Origin of the sequence: Pseudomonas synxantha (assembly GCF_900105675.1) — a bacterium.
Classification (GTDB): domain Bacteria; phylum Pseudomonadota; class Gammaproteobacteria; order Pseudomonadales; family Pseudomonadaceae; genus Aquipseudomonas; species Aquipseudomonas synxantha.
On record NZ_LT629786.1, the window covers coordinates 1,425,649 to 1,445,051 of the forward strand.

The 19,403-nt window shown below is 60.9% G+C and carries 14 protein-coding genes; 5 read left to right on the plus strand and 9 right to left on the minus strand.

The window, feature by feature from the left end:
- The first annotated feature begins 53 nt into the window (after positions 1-53).
- Positions 54-689, plus strand: coding sequence for a LexA family protein (locus tag BLU48_RS06795; protein ID WP_057024271.1), 636 nt, complete (start codon positions 54-56; stop codon positions 687-689).
- Here BLU48_RS06795 and BLU48_RS06800 read toward each other — a convergent pair.
- From BLU48_RS06800 to BLU48_RS06815, 4 genes are all read right to left on the minus strand, one after another.
- A complete protein-coding gene (locus BLU48_RS06800) occupies positions 686-2,611 on the minus strand; it encodes an acetyl/propionyl/methylcrotonyl-CoA carboxylase subunit alpha (RefSeq protein WP_057024272.1) in 1,926 nt (641 codons plus the stop codon). The genes BLU48_RS06795 and BLU48_RS06800 overlap by 4 nt on opposite strands.
- On the minus strand, positions 2,608-3,414 hold the full coding sequence (locus tag BLU48_RS06805; RefSeq protein ID WP_057024273.1) for a gamma-carboxygeranoyl-CoA hydratase: 807 nt from the start codon (positions 3,412-3,414) through the stop codon (positions 2,608-2,610). Before BLU48_RS06805 ends, BLU48_RS06800 begins: the two co-directional genes overlap by 4 nt.
- Before the next feature lie 62 nt (positions 3,415-3,476).
- Positions 3,477-5,084 (minus strand): carboxyl transferase domain-containing protein, encoded by a 1,608-nt coding sequence (locus BLU48_RS06810; RefSeq protein ID WP_057024274.1) that lies wholly within the window; start codon positions 5,082-5,084, stop codon positions 3,477-3,479.
- A gap of 11 nt (positions 5,085-5,095) precedes the next feature.
- A complete protein-coding gene (locus tag BLU48_RS06815; protein ID WP_057024275.1) occupies positions 5,096-6,259 on the minus strand; it encodes an isovaleryl-CoA dehydrogenase in 1,164 nt (387 codons plus the stop codon).
- 150 nt (positions 6,260-6,409) lie between these two features.
- Between BLU48_RS06815 and BLU48_RS06820 the strand changes: the two genes are divergently transcribed.
- Positions 6,410-8,056 (plus strand): AMP-binding protein, encoded by a 1,647-nt coding sequence (locus tag BLU48_RS06820; RefSeq protein WP_057024276.1) that lies wholly within the window; start codon positions 6,410-6,412, stop codon positions 8,054-8,056.
- A gap of 69 nt (positions 8,057-8,125) precedes the next feature.
- Positions 8,126-11,809, plus strand: coding sequence for a leucine-rich repeat domain-containing protein (locus tag BLU48_RS06825; RefSeq protein WP_057024277.1), 3,684 nt, complete (start codon positions 8,126-8,128; stop codon positions 11,807-11,809).
- A gap of 562 nt (positions 11,810-12,371) precedes the next feature.
- On the opposite strand, the gene BLU48_RS06830 is transcribed toward BLU48_RS06825, so the two are convergent.
- The 3 genes from BLU48_RS06830 to BLU48_RS06840 all read right to left on the minus strand — a co-directional run bounded on the left by BLU48_RS06830 (position 12,372) and on the right by BLU48_RS06840 (position 14,710).
- Positions 12,372-13,271, minus strand: a complete 900-nt coding sequence (locus BLU48_RS06830) for a hydroxymethylglutaryl-CoA lyase (protein ID WP_057024278.1) — start codon at positions 13,269-13,271, stop codon at positions 12,372-12,374.
- Between the two features lie 16 nt (positions 13,272-13,287).
- Positions 13,288-13,680, minus strand: coding sequence for a MerR family transcriptional regulator (locus tag BLU48_RS06835; protein ID WP_043049962.1), 393 nt, complete (start codon positions 13,678-13,680; stop codon positions 13,288-13,290).
- 94 nt (positions 13,681-13,774) lie between these two features.
- Positions 13,775-14,710, minus strand: coding sequence for a LysR family transcriptional regulator (locus BLU48_RS06840; RefSeq protein WP_056846586.1), 936 nt, complete (start codon positions 14,708-14,710; stop codon positions 13,775-13,777).
- A 151-nt stretch (positions 14,711-14,861) separates the two neighbouring features.
- On the opposite strand from BLU48_RS06840, the gene BLU48_RS06845 reads away from it, so the two are divergent.
- Positions 14,862-16,091, plus strand: a complete 1,230-nt coding sequence (locus tag BLU48_RS06845; protein ID WP_043049964.1) for an acyl-CoA dehydrogenase — start codon at positions 14,862-14,864, stop codon at positions 16,089-16,091.
- Between the two features lie 130 nt (positions 16,092-16,221).
- Here BLU48_RS06845 and BLU48_RS06850 read toward each other — a convergent pair whose 3' ends face one another.
- Positions 16,222-17,553 (minus strand): substrate-binding domain-containing protein, encoded by a 1,332-nt coding sequence (locus BLU48_RS06850; RefSeq protein ID WP_057024279.1) that lies wholly within the window; start codon positions 17,551-17,553, stop codon positions 16,222-16,224.
- Positions 17,554-17,752: 199 nt separating this feature from the next.
- On the minus strand, positions 17,753-18,565 hold the full coding sequence (gene xthA / locus BLU48_RS06855; protein WP_043049966.1) for an exodeoxyribonuclease III: 813 nt from the start codon (positions 18,563-18,565) through the stop codon (positions 17,753-17,755).
- A 167-nt stretch (positions 18,566-18,732) separates the two neighbouring features.
- Here xthA and BLU48_RS06860 point away from each other — a divergent pair, with 167 nt between their 5' ends.
- Entirely contained in the window at positions 18,733-19,383 is a 651-nt protein-coding gene (locus BLU48_RS06860; RefSeq protein WP_046068680.1) for a GNAT family N-acetyltransferase, read from the plus strand.
- Positions 19,384-19,403: the final 20 nt, after the last annotated feature.

Below are 19,403 nucleotides of genomic sequence, written 5' to 3' on the forward strand. Positions count from 1 at the left end.
TTACTACAAACTGTTTATTGCCCTGAAAAATACGCGCCGTATCGTCAGGCGCCATGGATAACTGGATAGCATTGGTCAAGGCCAACATGAAAGACCGCAAGGTCACGCAAGGCGAACTGGCGGAACGCCTGGGCATGTCCCAGGGCGGTGTCGGCCACTGGCTCAACAAACGCCGCGTACCGAGCCTGGCGGACATGAACCGGGTGCTAGCGGAACTAGGGTTGGGGGACCTGGAAGTGGCGCTCGAGATTCGCGAGCGGGCCGCAACAGAGGCGACGTTGCAACGACGCTACAACCCGTATTTCCGCTACCCGGTCAGCGACTGGAAGCAGGCGTGCGAGTTGCGCGAAGAGCGGGCGGCCTATGGAACGAGTCGCTACGAATTGACCGATTACCACGCTCAAGGCAAGGCGTTCTGGCTACCGGTGACGAGCGATGCCATGACTGCCCCCACGGGCCTGAGCATCGGTGCCGGGATGATGATCCTGGTGGACCCGGCCATCGAGCCCGAACCCGGCAAACTGGTGGTTGCCCAATGGGCTGGCAGCCCCCAGGCGACCTTTCGCCAATTGCAGGAAGAAAGCGGCCAGCGTTACCTGGTGCCGCTCAATCCTACTTACCCCAAGGCGCTGCTCACCGAGGATTGCCGCATCCTGGGGGTAGTGGTGCAAGCCACGGCGAAGTTCTAGCCGGCCGTTTCAAGCTCCACCAGCGCGCTGCCTTCAGCCACCATTTCACCTTCCATGCAGAACAGCGCCTTGACCACTCCAGCCTGGGGCGCACGGATGCTGTGTTCCATCTTCATGGCTTCCAGCACCACTAGTTGAGTGCCAGCCTCGACCGTTTGGCCTATCTCTACCAATACGCGCACGATGCTGCCGTTCATCGGAGCGGTAAGGCCGCCTTGATGGGATTGCCCGGCCTCCACCGCCGCAATCGGATCGAACAGGCTGACCGCATGCATCTCACCGTCCCAACGCAGGTACAGGCTGCTTGCACTGCGGACCGCCAGGTGAGCACGGCGCACCCCTTGGTGCTCGATCAGCAATTGCTCGCCGCACAGCTGTGACGCGTGCCCCGCTAATGTCACCAGCCGATCCTGCCCATTGCAACTCAGGTGCAGCGAAACCTCGGCCGGCAGGCCCGCACGAAAGCCCTGGTTATTGGCCCACGGGCCATCGCCCGTCGGCAGGCTCTGCATAAACGCCGAGCCCGCCGCCTGCCAGAACGCATCGCTTAATGCACCGGGCGCCGGTAACAGCTCTTCCTGATAACGAGGGATAAAGCCGGTATCCAGTTCGGCGGCCGCAAACGCGGGATGACCGATGATGCGTCGCAGAAAACCCAGGTTAGTCTTGAGCCCGCCGACTGCAAACTCGTCGAGCATGCTCAGTAACCGCAAACGCGCCTGTTCACGGTCTTCGCCCCAGGCAATCAACTTGCCCAGCATCGGGTCGTAGAAGGGCGACACGTCGTCGCCTTGCTCGACACCGCTGTCCACTCGGCGGCCCGGGCCTGGGTCGGACTCGCGGTACAGCGCCAGGTGCCCGGTGGCCGGCAGGAAGTCATTGGCCGGGTCTTCGGCATACAGCCGTACTTCAATCGCATGGCCGATCAACGGCACTTGGTCTTGAGTGATGGGCAGCGCCTCGCCCTGGGCCACCCGGATCTGCCAGGCCACCAGGTCCAGACCGGTGATTGCCTCGGTCACCGGGTGTTCCACTTGCAGTCGCGTGTTCATCTCCATGAAGAAAAACTCGCCACGGGCATCCAGCAGAAATTCCACCGTACCTGCGCCGACATAACCGATGGCCTGGGCCGCACGCACGGCTGCTTCGCCCATGGCCTTGCGTTGCTCGACACTTAAGCCCGGCGCCGGGGCTTCTTCGACGACTTTTTGATGGCGACGCTGGATCGAGCAGTCGCGCTCATTGAGGTACAGGCAGTGGCCATGCTGGTCGGCAAACACCTGGATCTCGACATGCCGCGGCTTGAGCAGGTATTTCTCCACCAGCATCTGCCCATTGCCGAAAGATGACAGCGCTTCGCGCTGGGCAGAGGCCAGGGCTTCGGCCAATTGGCTGACATCCTCGACCACCTTCATGCCCTTGCCGCCGCCGCCGGCCGTGGCCTTGAGCAGTACCGGGTAGCCGATACGCTCACAGGCGGCGCGGAAGGTTTCCAGGTCCTGGGCCTCGCCGTGGTAACCCGGCACCAGCGGTACGCCGGCGGTTTCCATCAGGGCCTTGGCCGCCGATTTGCTGCCCATGGCGTCGATGGCCGAGGCGGGCGGGCCGAGGAAAATCAAGCCGGCGGCCTCGATGGCGCGGGCGAAGCCAGCGTTTTCCGAGAGGAAGCCGTAGCCCGGGTGGATCGCCTGGGCGCCGCTGGCGTGGGCGGCGGCGATCAGTTTGTCGATTTGCAGGTAGCTGTCGGTGGCTTTGCTGCCACCCAGGTCGACGCGGATGTCTGCCTCGCGACTATGGCGTGCATCGCGGTCGATGGCGCTGTGCACGGCCACGGTGGTCAGGCCCATGGCCTTGGCGGTGCGCATGACCCGGCAGGCGATCTCGCCCCGGTTGGCCACCAATACGGTGGTGAGTGTGCTCATGAACGCGGCTCCTGGGCTTGCCAGCTCGGTGCACGTTTTTGCAGGAACGCACGCAAACCTTCCTGGCCCTCGGCGCTCACCCGAATGCGCGCGATGGCGTTTTCACAATAACGTCGCAGCGCAGGCGTGAGGGCACCGTTGCCTACTTCGCGCAGTAAATCCTTACTGGCGCGCATCGCCGCCGGGCTGTTTTGCAGCAGGTTTTCGACCCACTGGTCCACCTGCTGATCCAGGGTTTCGGCCGGATAACTCTCAGCCAGCAAGCCGATTTCCCGTGCTCGCTGGCCGCCGAACCGCTCGGCCGTGAGGGCATAACGACGGGCAGCGCGTTGGCCGATGGCCTGCACCACGAAGGGGCTGATCACCGCTGGCGCCAGGCCGATGCGCACTTCCGACAAACAGAACTGCGCGTCGTCGGCGCCAATGGCCATGTCACAGCAACTGATCAGGCCCAACGCGCCACCGTAGGCCGCGCCTTGCACCACTGCCAGGGTGGGGATTTTCAGCTTGGACAGGTTGTACATCAGCTCCGCCAGTTCACGGGCGTCGTCCAGGTTGGTGTGGTAGTCCAGCTCGGCCGATTGCTGCATCCAGGCCAGGTCGGCGCCGGCGCTGAAATGCTTGCCGCGCCCGCGCAATATCAAAAAACGCACGGAAGGGTCGCCTTGCTCCCGGTCCAGGGCAATGATCAGTTCGCGGATCATCTCGGCGTTGAACGCGTTGTTCTTGGCTTCACGACTGAGCCACAGCGTGGCAAAGCCACGGCTGTCGGTGATCAGTTCGAGGGTGTTGAAGTCGTTCATGCAAGGAGCTCCATGATAATGAGAGGCCTCCTGTAGGGAGCGAGCAAGCTCGCTCCTACAGGTTACATGCGGAACACGCCGAAGCGGCTCGGCTCGATGGGGGCGTTCAGCGAGACGGACAAGGCCAGGGCCAGCACGTCGCGGGTCTGCAACGGGTCAATGACGCCGTCATCCCACAAGCGCGCGCTGGAGTAGTAGGGGTGGCCCTGGGTTTCATACTGGTCGAGTATCGGTTGCTTGATTGAAGCTTCCTCATCGGCGCTGAACGCGTTGCCTGCGCGCTCGGCCTGCTCCCGCTTGACCTGCACCAGCACCCCGGCGGCCTGTTCGGCACCCATCACGCCGATGCGTGCGTTGGGCCACATCCACAAGAAGCGCGGGTCGTAGGCTCGGCCGCACATGCCATAGTTACCGGCACCAAAGCTGCCACCGATGATCACGGTAAACTTCGGCACCTTCGCGCACGCCACGGCGGTCACCAGCTTGGCGCCATGCTTGGCAATGCCGCCGGCTTCGTACTTCTGGCCGACCATGAAGCCGGTGATGTTTTGCAGGAACAGCAGGGGAATCCCGCGCTGGCAGGCCAGTTCGATAAAGTGCGCGCCTTTCTGCGCGGCTTCGGCGAACAGAATGCCGTTGTTGGCCAGGATCGCAATCGGGTAGCCATGCAAATGCGCGAAGCCGCAGACCAGGGTGGTACCGAACAACGCCTTGAACTCATCGAACACCGAGCCGTCCACCAGCCGTGCGATCACTTCACGTACATCGAAGGGCTGCTTGGCATCCGCCGGGATCACACCGTACAGCTCTTCGCTGCTGTACAGCGGCGCCACTGGCGGCCGTTGCACCAATTGGCCTTGCTTGCGCCAATTGAGGTTGGCCACGCTGCGCCGAGCCAGGGCCAGGGCATGTTCATCGCTGTCGGCATAGTGGTCGGCCACGCCGGAGATCTTGCAGTGCACATCGGCGCCGCCGAGGTCTTCGGCGCTGACCACCTCACCGGTGGCGGCCTTCACCAGCGGTGGCCCGGCCAGGAAGATCGTGGCTTGCTGGCGCACCATAATCGCTTCGTCGGCCATGGCCGGCACGTAGGCGCCGCCGGCGGTGCATGAACCCATCACCACGGCGATCTGCGGGATGCCCTGGGCGCTCATATTGGCCTGGTTGAAGAAGATTCGCCCGAAGTGCTCGCGGTCCGGGAACACCTCGTCCTGGCGCGGCAGGTTGGCGCCGCCGGAGTCCACCAGGTAGATGCACGGCAGGCGGTTCTGCTCGGCGATGGTCTGGGCGCGCAGGTGTTTTTTCACGGTCAGCGGGTAGTAGGAGCCGCCTTTGACCGTGGCATCGTTGGCGACGATCATGCATTCGACGCCTTCCACGCGACCGATGCCGGCAATGACTCCGGCCGCCGGCACGTCTTCGCCATACACCTGATAAGCCGCCAACTGGCTGAGTTCGAGAAACGGCGAGCCCGGGTCGAGCAGGCGATTGATACGCTCACGGGGCAGCAACTTGCCCCGGGAGGTGTGGCGCTCCTGGGCCTTGGTGCCGCCGCCTTGTTGCACATGGGCGAGCAGGCTGTGCAGGGCGTCGACCTGTTCGCGCATCGCCATACTGTTGGCGGCGAACTCCGCCGAGCGTGGGTTGAGCTGGGTATGCAGGGTGGCCATGACGCGCTCCTTCAGCGGGTTTCGTTGAAGAGTTCGCGGCCAATCAACATCCGCCGAATCTCACTGGTACCGGCGCCGATTTCATACAGCTTGGCGTCGCGCAGCAGGCGGCCGGCGGGGAATTCGTTGATATAGCCATTGCCGCCGAGAATCTGGATCGCATCGAGGGCCATCTGCGTGGCGCGCTCGGCGCTGTAGAGGATCACCCCGGCGGCGTCCTTGCGCGTGGTCTCGCCGCGCTCGCAAGCCTGGGCCACCGCGTAGAGATAGGCGCGGCTGGCGTTGAGCTGGGTGTACATGTCGGCGACCTTGCCCTGGATCAGCTGGAATTCGCCGATGCTCTGGCCGAACTGCTTGCGGTCGTGGATGTAGGGCACGATCAAATCCATGCATGCTTGCATGATCCCGGTAGGGCCCCCGGACAGCACCACGCGTTCGTAGTCCAGGCCGCTCATCAGCACTTTCACGCCGCCATTGAGCACGCCGAGGATGTTCTCTTCGGGCACTTCTACGTCATCGAAAAACAACTCGCAGGTGTTGGAGCCACGCATGCCCAGCTTGTCGAACTTGTTGCTGCGGCTGAAGCCTTTCCAGTCGCGCTCGACGATAAAGGCGGTGATGCCGTGGGCGCCTTTCTCCAGGTCGGTCTTGGCATAGATCACATAGGTGTTGGCGTCGGGGCCGTTGGTGATCCAGGTCTTGCTGCCATTGAGGACGTAGCAGTCGCCGCGTTTATCGGCACGCAGTTTCATCGAGACGACGTCGGAGCCGGCATTCGGCTCGCTCATGGCCAGGGCGCCGACGTGCTCGCCGCTGATCAGCTTGGGCAGGTACTTGAGTTTTTGTTCGTGGTTACCGTTGCGGTTGATCTGGTTCACGCACAGGTTGGAGTGCGCGCCGTAGGACAGCGCCACTGAAGCCGAACCGCGACTGATTTCTTCCATGCTCACCACGTGGGCCAGGTAACCCAGGCCGGCACCGCCGTATTCTTCCGGCACGGTGATGCCCAACAGGCCCATGTCCCCGAACTTGCGCCACAGATCGACGGGGAACAGGTTGTCGATGTCGATCTGGGCCGCGCGCGGTGCGATCTCCTTGGCTACGAAGGCCTGCACCTGGTCGCGCAGCATGTCGATGGTCTCGCCGAGGGCGAAGTTCAGGGACGGGTAATTCATGGACAGGCACCTTAATGTGAGCTTTGTTGTTGTGTAGGTTGGGCGCCGTGGGAGGGCGCTCACCTTTACGTTAACGTAAGCTTGCGTTACGGCGCTGTCAATCGTAGTTTACGTATACGTCAACCTACAAAAAAGATAACAGGGGTCGTTATGCATCAACCGAATCAGAGCTACAACCGTGGCTCCCAGGACAAGGCCTTGCTGAACATCACTATTGGCCAGGCCTTTAATCGTACAGCCGCGCAGTGTCCCGATGGCGAAGCCTTGGTGGTCCGCCATCAACTGCGGCGCTACACCTGGCGGCAACTGGCCGAGACGGTTGATCTGCATGCGCGGGCATTCCTGGCTTTGGGCATGCGAACCGGCGACCGCCTGGGCATCTGGGCACCCAATTGCGCCGAGTGGCTGATCTGTCAGGTGGCTAGCGCCAAGCTCGGGGTGATCCTGGTCAATATCAATCCAGCGTACCGCAGCAGTGAGTTGGACTACGTGCTCAAGCAATCCGGCTGCCAGTGGCTGGTGTGCGCCGGAGCGTTCAAGACCTCCGATTACCACGCCATGCTCCAGGCGCTGAAGCCAGATTTGCGTGGCCTCATCAGCCTCGATCCCAGCCCGCCGCCGGGCTTCATGCCCTGGTCGCAGCTGTCGGGCCTGGGCGCCGGTGTCCCGCCCGAGCAACTGCACAGCCGCGAGGCCAGCCTGCACTTCGACCAGCCCGTGAATATCCAGTACACCTCAGGCACCACCGGCTTCCCCAAGGGCGCCACCCTCAGTCACCACAACATCCTCAATAACGGCTACATGGTCGGCGAAAGCCTGGGCCTGACTGCGCAGGACCGCCTGGTGGTCCCGGTGCCGCTGTATCACTGCTTTGGCATGGTGATGGGCAACCTCGGCTGCATCACCCACGGTACCACCCTGATCTATCCCAACGATGGCTTCGACCCACTGCTGACATTGAGTGCCGTCGCCGAAGAAAAAGCCACCGGCTTATATGGTGTGCCGACCATGTTCATCGCCATGCTCGATCACCCACGCCGCGCCGAGTTCGACTTGTCCAGCCTGCGTACCGGGATCATGGCCGGGGCGACGTGCCCTATCGAAGTGATGCGCCGAGTCATCAACGAAATGCACATGCGTGAAGTGCAGATTGCCTATGGCATGACCGAAACCAGCCCGGTATCACTGCAGACCGGTGCGGATGACGATATAGAGCGGCGCGTCACCACGGTGGGCCGTACCCAACCGCAACTGGAAACCAAGATTATCGATGAGACCGGCAACACCGTCGCGCGCGGCGAGATAGGTGAGCTGTGCACCCGTGGCTACAGTGTGATGCTCGGTTACTGGAACCACCCCGAAGGTACCCGCGAGGCCATCGACGACGCCGGCTGGATGCACACCGGCGACCTGGCGACCATGGATGAGCACGGCTATGTGTGCATCGCCGGGCGCAACAAGGACATGATCATCCGTGGTGGCGAAAACGTGTATCCGCGGGAGTTGGAAGAGTTCTTCTTCACCCATCCGGCGGTCGCCGACGTGCAGATCATCGGCATCCCCGATGAGCGTTATGGCGAAGAAATCGTCGCCTGGATCAAGTTCCATCCGGGTCATGTGGCCAACGAGCTTGAACTGTTGAGCTGGTGCAAGGACCGTATCGCCCATTTCAAGACGCCCAGGCACTTCAAGTTTGTGGACGAGTTTCCGATGACGGTGACGGGCAAGATCCAGAAATTTCGCATGCGCGAGATCAGTATCCAGGAGTTGGAGGCTGCCCGCGACAACCTGGGGTAGGTGAATACCGCTGGTTGAAGGGCAAATGATCGCAGATTGATCATTTGTTCTATCAAATGGATGCGGTAAATGAGTGAGCTTGATCAACCTCCCAGCCATCAATCAGTAGCGCCGCAGAGCGTGCATGCGCGGGTTATACAGGACCGGCAGCCCTCCTGGTATGACGCCGCCGCCCTGAAACGCAAGAAGGCCTTTTCACAGACGCAGTTCGAAATGCCGCCATGGTACGCAGCGCTTTCGCCGGACAGACAATCGGCACTAAGTGCCGCTTATGCACGCAGCTTTAATTCGCTGAACAGGCTTGATGTTATTTTCAACGGGCTGCAAGGCGTGGTCACGTTTGCCGAGCCGCTCCTGGTGGCGGCGATGAAGACGAAGTTTGCCGCAGACTATGACGTAAAACGGCTGTTTTTTGCCCGTGAGGCGTTCATGCCCGCCGATCGTTCAAAGGTCGGCGGCTTGGAAGCGTCCGGGTATTGCTACTACCAGGGCGAGAGCCTGCTCGAAGCGGCGCTGGGCAACTTTGCCCTGGAAGACACGATTGAGACCGCCGACCAGAACGCCAGCCTCGTCACGCGCTACGATTTCCACCAGCAGCCGCCTGGCAGCCCATTCAATCAGTCGCAAGTGCTCAGCCGTAAAGTCACTATGGCGCCTCATGCATTCGCCAGCCTGTGTCGGGAGTTGGACTTGGGTGCGCAGTACCTGGCCCATGTCGAGTCGTTCATCAGTCCACTGGACCCCCCTGGAACCTCCAGGGGCAGCAGGGCCAGGGCCGTGCGTAATCTTATGGTCAGTGCGACCCGGCATCAGCTGCAATTCGCCGCCGAAATCGCGGTGGCGCGTGGGGATATCCAGCCGGATGCGTATCAACTGATACAACAGTTGATGAGCAATCAGCAGGATCTGGAATGGCGCGATAAAACAGTTACCTTTTCGAGTTTGAACGTCCTTGGGCAGTCGCTTAAGCAAATTATCGTCATCGGGCATGTGAGTATTCACTACCCCATACGTGGCAATGTGGTGTTCTTGAGCGAGCCCTGCCTGGCGTTTATACCCGGCGACCCTGTTTGCATGTTGAAGGAATACGCCAACCTGGAGGCGCTCAAGTTTGATTTGGTCGAGCGACTGTGCGTGGCCAGGTACCGGCAGTTTTTCAGCCAGTTCATCCCCTATGAGCGGCAAGGGGCGTTTTTTTCCAGGCTCAAGCAGCATCTCGACCCCACAGGGCAGTCTGCAGAGTCTCAAGACTTTGACTCAAGCAAGAAAAATATCAGGACCCTCACCGCCAGTTACGGAACGCGCTACGCCTTGTTGTGGCAGGACCATACCCGGCAAAAAATCGACCTGATGCGCAGCAACGCCCGGGCCATGGCCGTCTCCACCGATGCGGCGGACGCACGTGCGCGTAATGCCTGGCTGGTCAAGTTGGGCAGCACGGCGTTGAATGTCCTGAATGCGGCTGTACTGGTCTTTCCAGAGCTGGCGCCAGTCATGTTAGTGATCGGCGCGGCGCAAATGTTGCAAGAGGTCGCATCGGGTATTGAGGCGTGGGAGGCGGGGGATAAGCAAGCGGTATGGGCTCACGTTTCAGCCGTTGCTTTCAATGCGGCGACGGCCGTTGTAGGCGCCAGGTTATTGCCCTTGGTCAAGAGCGCCTTTGTCGAGAGCCTGGCCCATGTGCGTTGCCCCGATGGCAACATCCGCCTGCATGCGCCTGACCTGAGGCCCTACCAGCAATCCGTGTCGATGCCCGCGCAGCTTACGGTGAATGGTGACGGGCTGATTGAACATGAAGGCGGCCTGTACCTGCGCGAAGACAATGCGTATTACCGAGTGGAGCAGGTTGGCGCGGGCAATGACTACAAGATCTTGCATCCGCATGATCCGGCGGCCTTCACCCCAAGGGTAAGCCGCACGCGCGCCGGGGCTTGGGCTCATGAGCACGAGATCCCGCTGACCCTGACCGAGGCGCAGTTGATGCGCCGCTTGGGGCCGATGGCAGAGGGGTTTTCGGATCAGCCGCTCAAGCTCAAACGCATCATGCAAATGTCTGGCATCGAGGTGGATGCGCTGCGCCGGATGCATGTGCATCAGGCAGCACTGCCGGGGCTATTGGCCGATACCTTGAAGCGGTTCGAGATTGACCGTTTGGTGGCTGAAGAAGGCTCCAGCGTACGCCCCGCACTGCGTGCTGCGGATCAACTCGAACGCTTTACCCAGCGCTATGCCGCTGCCGAGCGCGCAGAAAGCGCGGCCGCATGGCCGATCAGCCGCTTATTTCCGTCATTACCCAAGGTGGTTGTCGAAGAACTGTTGGACGAAGCCAGCGCCGCCGAAATGCAGGTGCTCACCGAGCAGCATCGCGTGCCACTGCGCCTGGCTGAAGAGGCCCGCCATTATCAACAGCAGGTGCGCCTGGCGCGGGCGTATGAGGGCCTGTACCGCAATACCCTGGGCAATGACGACACGCAACGCTTGGTGCTGCACAGCCTGGACAAGCTGCCCGGCTGGCCATCGAGCTTGCGTATCGACGTTATCGAGCGGTTGCCTGCGGGGGATCGCCTGCTGGACTCATTGGGGCCGGAGGACGCCGCGATCAAGCGGCGTCTTATCAAGTTTGGTCCCAGGAACCTTTATGAAGTACAGGATGCCAAGCTGGCGGTATTCAATACCCAGGCGGATATCTATGGGGCGGTACAGTCAGCGGTCCCGACTGAGGACTGGACGGCAATGAAACTGACCGAGTTGGATGGAGGCGCAAGCCTGAAACAGGCGCTGGAGCAGATGCCTTTGATGCCTTGTGAGCAATTGCGCAGATTGTTGCGCATGCAGCCGATCAAGCCTGGGTATAAACCGCCCATGCGCCTTGCGGGGGGACGTATCGGCTATCCGTTGAGTCCTGTGGGCATTCGATCCGCTCCCTGCGAACAGGCAGCCTCAGCGCTGTATCCGTCACAATCCATCGAAGAGGTGGAGTGGACGCTGAGGCTGCAAGACGCCAGCGATGATGTGTTTTTGGCCCGCATGGACCAGCTCGAAGAGGAGTTCACGCAACTGAAGGCGACACTGGACGCCTGGCATGACGAAGACACGACTTATCGCCGATCCAGGGGCCGGGTAGCCAATACCCTCAAGAATGCCTGGCAGCGTTTACCTCCGCACTTGCCCATGAGTCCTGAGCAAATGCGCTCTGAGCTACGAGAAGAGGAGGGTGGGCTGTATGTCGTGCGCTTGGCCGACGAGCAAGTCGGTGATTTGCCGCCGATTACCGCGAACATGAGCCATGTGGAATGTCTGGATTTAGCGAGAATGTCACTTTCGGACGCCTCTTTACCTTTCTTGCAGTCATTCAGCGGCTTGCGTTGGCTGGATATCAGCCACAGTAACCTCACGCGCTTGCCGGAGTTCGTCGATGGGGGCGCGCAAATCACCTGGCTCGACCTGAGCAGCAATGACATTCGCCTGACTGCGCCGAGTCGTGAACGCCTGCAGAATATGCAGGGCCTCAAGACCCTCAAGCTCTCCCATAACCGGCAGTTGGGGTGGTCCGCGGACCTTAGCAACCTGCGTGATCTGCAGCGGCTCTATCTGGAAAATACCGGCACCAGGGTATTCCCGGCAGGTGTCGAGGTGCCTGGCAACCTGGCCTGGATCGATCTGCGTACGAATGGGATCACGACCTTGCCCGGCTATGCCATACAGCACCCGGATCGAGTCAATCTACAGGGCAATCCCGTCGCGCCGCTTTGAGGGTACGGGTAACAAACCGCACGTGCAGACAGCACAAAGGGGACCCGAAGGTCCCCTTTAATTTGTCGTTGCGTGCTCTTTTCTTATTATTGAGGGGCGGCCTGTTGTTGTTTTTGGTAGCCGTGGCCCGTACCGCTGTTTTTGGCGACCCCCATCCGGGGTCAAGAGCAAACGTATTTTTTTGAACGCTGACCTGCTTCTTCGTAAACGATCCAACCAGTGGGTAGCTACCTGAGGTAGTTTTATTTTTCTCTATCCGGTTGCGGGTTGCGGCATGCCGTACCCTGTGAAGCCATCTTCTCCAAAAAAATCTGTTAGCTGCGTCTCTGCCGTGTTGTTTTTGTTATGTCAGAGTCGTTTCGTCTTATTTTTATTAGGTTTGGTGCTTTTTATTCTTGTTATGCCATAGAGATAGCAGAAGCCGTGCCAACTTTTTAAAAGTCTTTAAAATCAATAGGTTAGTTTTTTCGTGGGAAATGTCTTTACGTATGTGCGCTAAATTCTGTTCCCGCGTTACCCGCCGAGCAGGCGCGCGGTAACACATTGTCACAGCTGTGCTACTTCATCCGGCGCTACGGGCCTTGGCCACACGCGAACCGCTCGGCCGCCCCAGCACTCTGCTGATCTGCTGGCCCGCGCCAATCAAGCGCTCCAGGTCGATACCCGTATCGATACCCAGGCCATTGAGCAGGTACAGCACATCCTCGGTGGCGACGTTACCGCTGGCACCCTTGGCGTAGGGGCAACCGCCGAGACCAGCGATAGAGCTGTCGAACACTTGGATGCCTTCCAGCAGGCCGGCGTAGACATTGGCGATGGCTTGGCCGTAGGTGTCGTGGAAATGCCCGGCCAGTTTGTCCCGCGGTACCTGGGCGCCGACCACTTCGAACAGCCGCCGGGTTGCCCCCGCCGTGCCGGTGCCGATGGTGTCGCCCAGGGACACTTCATAACAGCCCATGGCATACAGTTCGCGAGCGACGGTCGCCACTTGCTCTGGGGCGACAGCGCCTTCATACGGGCAACCCAACACGCACGACACATACCCCCGCACGCTGATGCCATGCTGCCTGGCCGCGGCCATGATCGGCGCGAACCGCGCCAGGCTTTCGCTGATGGAGCAGTTGATATTGCGCTGGGAAAACGCTTCGGACGCTGCGGCAAATACCGCAACTTCCTTGACCCCGGCCGCCAGCGCATCCTCGAACCCGCGCAGGTTCGGCGCCAGCGCGCCATAGGTCACGCCGGGCTTGCGCTGGATCTGTGCAAACACCTCGGCTGAGCCGGCCATCTGCGGCACCCACTTGGGCGAGACAAAACTGCCGACTTCGATATAGCTCAGCCCGGCTTCGCTCAAGGCGTCCACCAGTTGGACCTTATCCGCCACGCTGATGGGCTGGGCTTCATTTTGCAAACCGTCGCGCGGGCCGACTTCCACCAGGCGTACGTGTGAGGGGAGGGACATGGCAGTTACCTTCTGGTCAATGGCCGGCTTGGCTGATGGTGTGCGCGAGGGCTTGAGTGCAACGCTCTTCTGCGGTGTCCAGCTCCAGCTTCATTTGCTCGATATCCAGCAACTGTTGCTCAAGCTGTTCACGGCGCTCGGCGATCTTGGCCAGCATGCTGTTGAGTTGGATCTGGTTGCCGCCGGTGGGGTCGTAGAGCTCGATCAGCTCGCGGCATTCGGCCAGGGAAAAGCCGATGCGCTTACCGCGCAGGATCAGCTTGAGGCTGACTTTGTCCCGCGCCGAGTAGATGCGCTCCTGGCCACGGCGTTCCGGGGCCAGCAGGCCTTGTTCTTCATAGAAGCGAATGGCGCGGGTGGTGATGTCGAGCTCGCGGGCGAGGTCGGAGATGCTGTAGGTGGTGCTCATGGCGGTGCTCAAAAAGGTCTTGGCACTAAGCTAATTGGAGGTTGACGTAAACGTCAAGGGGCAAGCCCCCTCCCACAGGGGGACTCCTGCAACCTTAGGCTTGTTGTTTATCGAGTTTCTTTTCATGGGCCGTCACCTGCTGGCATAGCTCGATCATCTGCTCGCGCATCCAGCGGTTCGCCGGGTCCTGGTCAGTGCTTTCATGCCAATACAGGTGGGTTTCTACCAGCGGTACGTCGTTGACCGGCAAATTGAACCAGTGCAGTTCATGGCGGCGGGCGAAGCGTTCGGGCACGGTCATCACCATGTCGGTCTGCTGCAATACCTGGGAGGCCATCAGGTAATGCTGGGAACGCAGGGCGATCTTGCGCTGGATGCCCATCTTGCCCAGGGCCAGGTCCACATGGCCCAACCCGTTACGGCGGCTGGAGATATGGATATGGGTCAGCGACAGGTAGTCATCCAGGCTGAATTTGTCCTTGCCTGCCATCGGGTGGCCCTTGCGCATGGCGCATACGTAGCGGTCTTCCATGAGCTTGACATGGCGCACCTGTGGGTCGGTGTTGAGTGGCGCGTCCACGGCAAAATCCAGGCGCCCGGCCGCCAGTTCCTTGGTGGTTTCGCGGCGCTTGGACAGGAAACTCTCGATCACCACGGTCGGCGCCAGGCGGCGCAGGCGCTGGAACAGCTGCGGCAGGATCACCGCCTCGGTGAGGTCGGTCATGCTGATACGGTAGGTCTTGGCCGCCTGCTGCGGGTTGAAGATGCGGCTTTCCTGCACCGACACCCGTAGCAACGACAGCGCATTGCGCACCGGGCCGATGATGTTCTGCGCCATGGGCGTGGGCACCATGCCTTGGGCGGTGCGCACGAACAACGGGTCGTTGAAGGTCTCGCGCAGGCGGGCCAGGGCGTTCGACACCGCCGGTTGGGTGATGCCGACGATCTGCCCGGCGCGGGTCAGGTTGGCTTCGGTGTAGATCGCATCAAAGACGATGAAAAGGTTGAGGTCGACCTTGCTCAGATTCATTTCGTTGCGCTCTTATTGTTAGATGTCCATACGCCGATCATATATCGGTGATGAATGTTAATACACGCCGAGAATAGGCTAGGTAAATTATCAACGCTGTTCTAGCATCGATTGCATGACCTAAACAACCTCTCAGAGAAGGGAGCTGCCCATGGATTTCGCCTATTCGCCCAAGGTTCAGGAACTGCGTGAACGTGTCACCGCGTTCATGGACGCTTACGTCTACCCGGCCGAGCCGGTGTTCGAGCGCCAGGTCAGCGAAGGTGATCGCTGGCAGCCCACCGCCATCATGGAAGAACTCAAGGCCAAGGCTAAGGCCGAGGGCTTGTGGAACCTGTTCCTGCCCGAATCCGAACTGGGCGCAGGGCTCACCAATCTTGAATACGCACCGCTGGCGGAAATCATGGGCCGGTCCTTGCTCGGCCCGGAGCCGTTCAACTGCTCCGCGCCCGACACCGGCAATATGGAAGTGCTGGTGCGCTACGCCAACGAAGAGCAGAAACAACGCTGGCTCGAGCCGCTGTTGCGCGGCGAGATTCGCTCCGCCTTCGCCATGACCGAGCCAGATGTGGCTTCATCGGACGCCACCAACATGGCTGCCCGCGCCGAACGCCAGGGCGACGAGTGGGTAATCAACGGCAAGAAATGGTGGACGTCAGGTGCTTGCGACCCGCGCTGCAAAATCCTGATCTTCATGGGCCTGAGCAACCCGGATGCACCGCGCCACCAGCAGCACTCGATGATCCTCGTTCCTGTGGACACCCCCGGGGTGAAAATCCTGCGTCCGCTGCCGGTGTTCGGCTACGACGACGCGCCCCACGGCCACGCCGAAGTGCTGTTCGACAACGTGCGCGTGCCCTACGAAAACGTGCTGCTGGGGGAGGGACGTGGCTTCGAGATCGCCCAGGGCCGCCTTGGCCCGGGCCGTATCCACCACTGCATGCGCTCCGTCGGCATGGCCGAACGCGCCTTGGAATTGATGTGCAAACGTTCGGTCAGCCGCACCGCGTTCGGCAAGCCTTTGGCGCGTCTGGGGGGCAATATCGACAAGATCGCCGACTCGCGCATGGAGATCGACATGGCGCGCCTGCTGACCTTGAAAGCGGCGTACATGATGGACACCGTGGGCAATAAAGTGGCGAAAAGCGAAATCGCCCAGATCAAGGTGGTGGCGCCGAATGTCGCCTTGAAGGTGATCGACCGTGCGATCCAGATCCATGGCGGTGCCGGGGTCTCCAATGATTTCCCGCTGGCTTATATGTACGCCATGCAACGTACCCTGCGCCTGGCCGATGGCCCGGACGAGGTGCATCGTGCGGCGATTGGCAAGTTCGAGATCGGCAAGTATGTGCCGCGGGAGTTGATGCGTAGCGGGCAGTAGCACCGCGTCGCCTGCAATCGGGGGCAAGCCCCCTCCCACACTAGACCGATTTCCAACATGAGAATGCGGTCCAATGTGGGAGGGGGCTTGCCCCCGATGAGGCCAGTCCAAACACCTCAAACTCCAAGGCTCAGTACACCCAGACCTCCACCCGCCGATTCTTGATACGCCCCTCATCCGCCGTATTCGCCGCTACCGGCATCTGCGCGCCAAACCCGCGGATATCCCTGGGCACCACGCCGCTCTTGACCAGCTCCCGGCGCACCGCCATAGCCCGCAGCTTCGACAGCAACGCCGCACGTTGCGGATCATTCTTGGCATCGCCAAACCCCACCAGGGTTACCTGTTTATCGAGCTTGCCGTGGCTTCTTATATAAGCCACCACCCGCTGCAAATCCTGGCGCGCCTTGTTGTCGAGGCTGGCGCTGCCTTCCTCGAAACGAAAATTCACAGTCAAGCGCTGGGCGTCACGGGCAAGGGCCTGGTAGTCGTCGGGCATTGACGGGCGTGGCGCCACGCCAATCGCCTGCACCTGTTGGGCTATAAAGCCATTGGCGGCGACTATTGCCTGGCCCTTGCTGCCTTGGGTGAAGTCCACCAGCGCCTTGGCCCAGGGGTTGCGGGAGAAGGGCGGCAGGTAAAACAACAGTCGCCGTGACAGCGGGTAATCCTCGGTGGCAATCAAGCTGGTCAAGGGCAGCATCGGTTGTGAGTCGCCGTCGACAATCGCCACTGCCTTGGCCTGGCGTACATAGGGCAAGCCGATAAAACCGATGCCCTGGGGGTCATGGCTGACCGCATCGGACAGCGCCTCGCTGGACTCGAAACGCTGTGCGGTCCCGGCAAGCGGTTTGCCGCGTCGGCTCAACACCAGTTCCTTGAAGGTGTCGTAGGTGCCGGACTGATCATCCCGGGCGTAGACATGAATGGCCCCGCCAATGCCCCCCAGCGCTTCCCAGGTGCTGACCTCGCCGTTGAAGATCTGCGCCAGTTGCTCGGTGTTCAGCGTATTGAGTGGGTTGCGCGGGTTGAGGATGATTGCCAGGCCATCGATGGCGATCACCTGTTCGGCTTCGGGGCTTTTCAGGTCACCCAGGGATTCGAGGTCTATCAGTTCGCTGTCCTTGATCGGGCGGGACGCTGCGGCGAGGTCGGCGCGGTTGTTTTTCAGCGCGGCAAAACCGGTGCTGGAACCATGGGCAGCCACTTCGATGGTCACGGTCTTGCCCTGGCGCGTCTTGCCGACTACCCGTTGTTCGTTTGCCCCGTCACCCGGCTCGCTGTGTACACCCTGCAGGCCTTGATGCTCCATCAGACCCTTGACCAACGCCGGGCCGAGTGCCGCCCCGATGGTATTGGAACCCTGGATGCGCAGCGCTGGGCCTTGGTCGGGGACGGCAAGGGGTGCGGCCACGGCGGGCAGGGAGATCGCAAAGCACAGGAACAGAACGCGCAGCCTCATGCCGGCACCTTCTCAAGCCAAAGGGAGTGCCGCGAGATTAAGTCAGTTGGATTGCAGCAATGTGACTGATGCATCGCAAGGCTAAATGTGGGAGGGGGCTTGCTCCCGATAGCGGTGTATCAGCTACAGATGAGCTGGCTGACACACTGCCATCGGGGGCAAGCCCCCTCCCACATTTAGACCTTCACCAGGCTTGCTATCAGCTCAGTTCCAACCAGATCGGCGCATGGTCCGACGGCTTCTCCAGCCCGCGCAGATCGTAATCCACCCCGGCATCCTTGACCCGCGGTACCAAGCCGGTGGACGCCATGATCACGTCAATGCGCAGCCCACGCTTGGGCTCGTCTTCAAACCCACGGCTGCGATAGTCGAACCAGCTGAAGCGGTCGGCCACGTCCGGGTTGAGGTGGCGGAAGCTGTCCACCAGGCCCCAGTTCTTCAGGCGTGCCATCCACTCGCGTTCTTCCGGCAGGAAGCTGCACTTGCCGGTTTTCAGCCAGCGCTTGGCGTTGTCGGCGCCGATGCCGATGTCACAGTCCTCCGGGGAAATGTTCACGTCGCCCATCACCACCAGCGCCTGGTCATTGCTGAACTGGCTTTCCAGCAGGTGCTGCAAGTCTGCGTAGAAGCGCTGTTTGGCTGGGAACTTGGTCGGATGGTCGCGGCTTTCACCCTGGGGGAAGTAGCCGTTCATGATGGTCACCGGGTGGCCGTTTTCATCGGCGAAGGTGCCCCAGATAAAACGCCGCTGGGCGTCCTCTTCATCGCTGGCAAAACCTTTGTGCACGCTCAGGGCTTCTTTGCGCGAGAGCAGGGCCACACCGTAGTGGCCTTTCTGCCCGTGGTAATACACGTGATACCCCAGGGCCTGCACTTCGGCCAGGGGGAACTGGTCATCGTGGACCTTGGTTTCCTGCAGGCCGATCACGTCCGGTTGATGCTTTTCAATCAGCGCCGCCAGCTGATGAGGGCGAGCACGCAGCCCGTTGATATTGAAGGAGACGATTTTCATGGTCGGCAGTCCAGTCTGGCAAAAGGGCGATGCTAGCCGACAAGTCCGGCGGGGGCCAGCGTGGCGGTCGGGTGAATGCGCTGCTAATGTCTGGGAACGACTGGAGCTGTACAGGTTCGTACCCATAAGAACGCCATGTTTGAGTGGCGCCCAGGAGATTGACTGTTATGCCAGACACTTCGACGGCCATTGCCGACATCCGCCTGCTCAATAGCGGTTACTCCCGCGAGGCGCGATCCCTGCTTTACCAGGCGTATCGCCACGAGCCGACCTTCGCCTACATCTTCGAAGCCGAGCGGCCGGGTTATGAGCAACGGGTGCGCGCCACCGTGCGCGAACTGGTCAAGCAGCACTTCTTCCAGAAGCTTCCCGCCATCGGCCTGTTCGTCAACGACCGGCTGATCGGCATCGCCCTGATTGCACCGCCCCAGCGGCGCCTTGGCATCACCGAGAGTTGGGCGTGGCAGATCCGTATGTGGCTGAGTACCGGCGTGCGCGGCACGCGGCGTTACCTGGAATACCATCAGGCGGTCCTGGCATGCCTGCCCAGCGAGTCGGTGCATGTATTGCCGCTGTTGGGTATTCACCCACAGTTCCAGGGCAAGCACTTCGGTGAGCAACTATTGGAAGCGGTACACAATTGGTGCGCAGACGACCCGCATTCCTCCGGGGTGGTGCTCGACACTGGCAACTCCCGCTACCTGGATTTCTACAAGCGCCAAGGCTATGAAGAGATCGGCGAAGTCGCCGTAGGCCCGGTGCTGGAACATGTGTTTTTCCATCCCAATCCCCAGGCGTTACATGCTGCAACGGCTTAGACAGAATTATTCAGACAAAT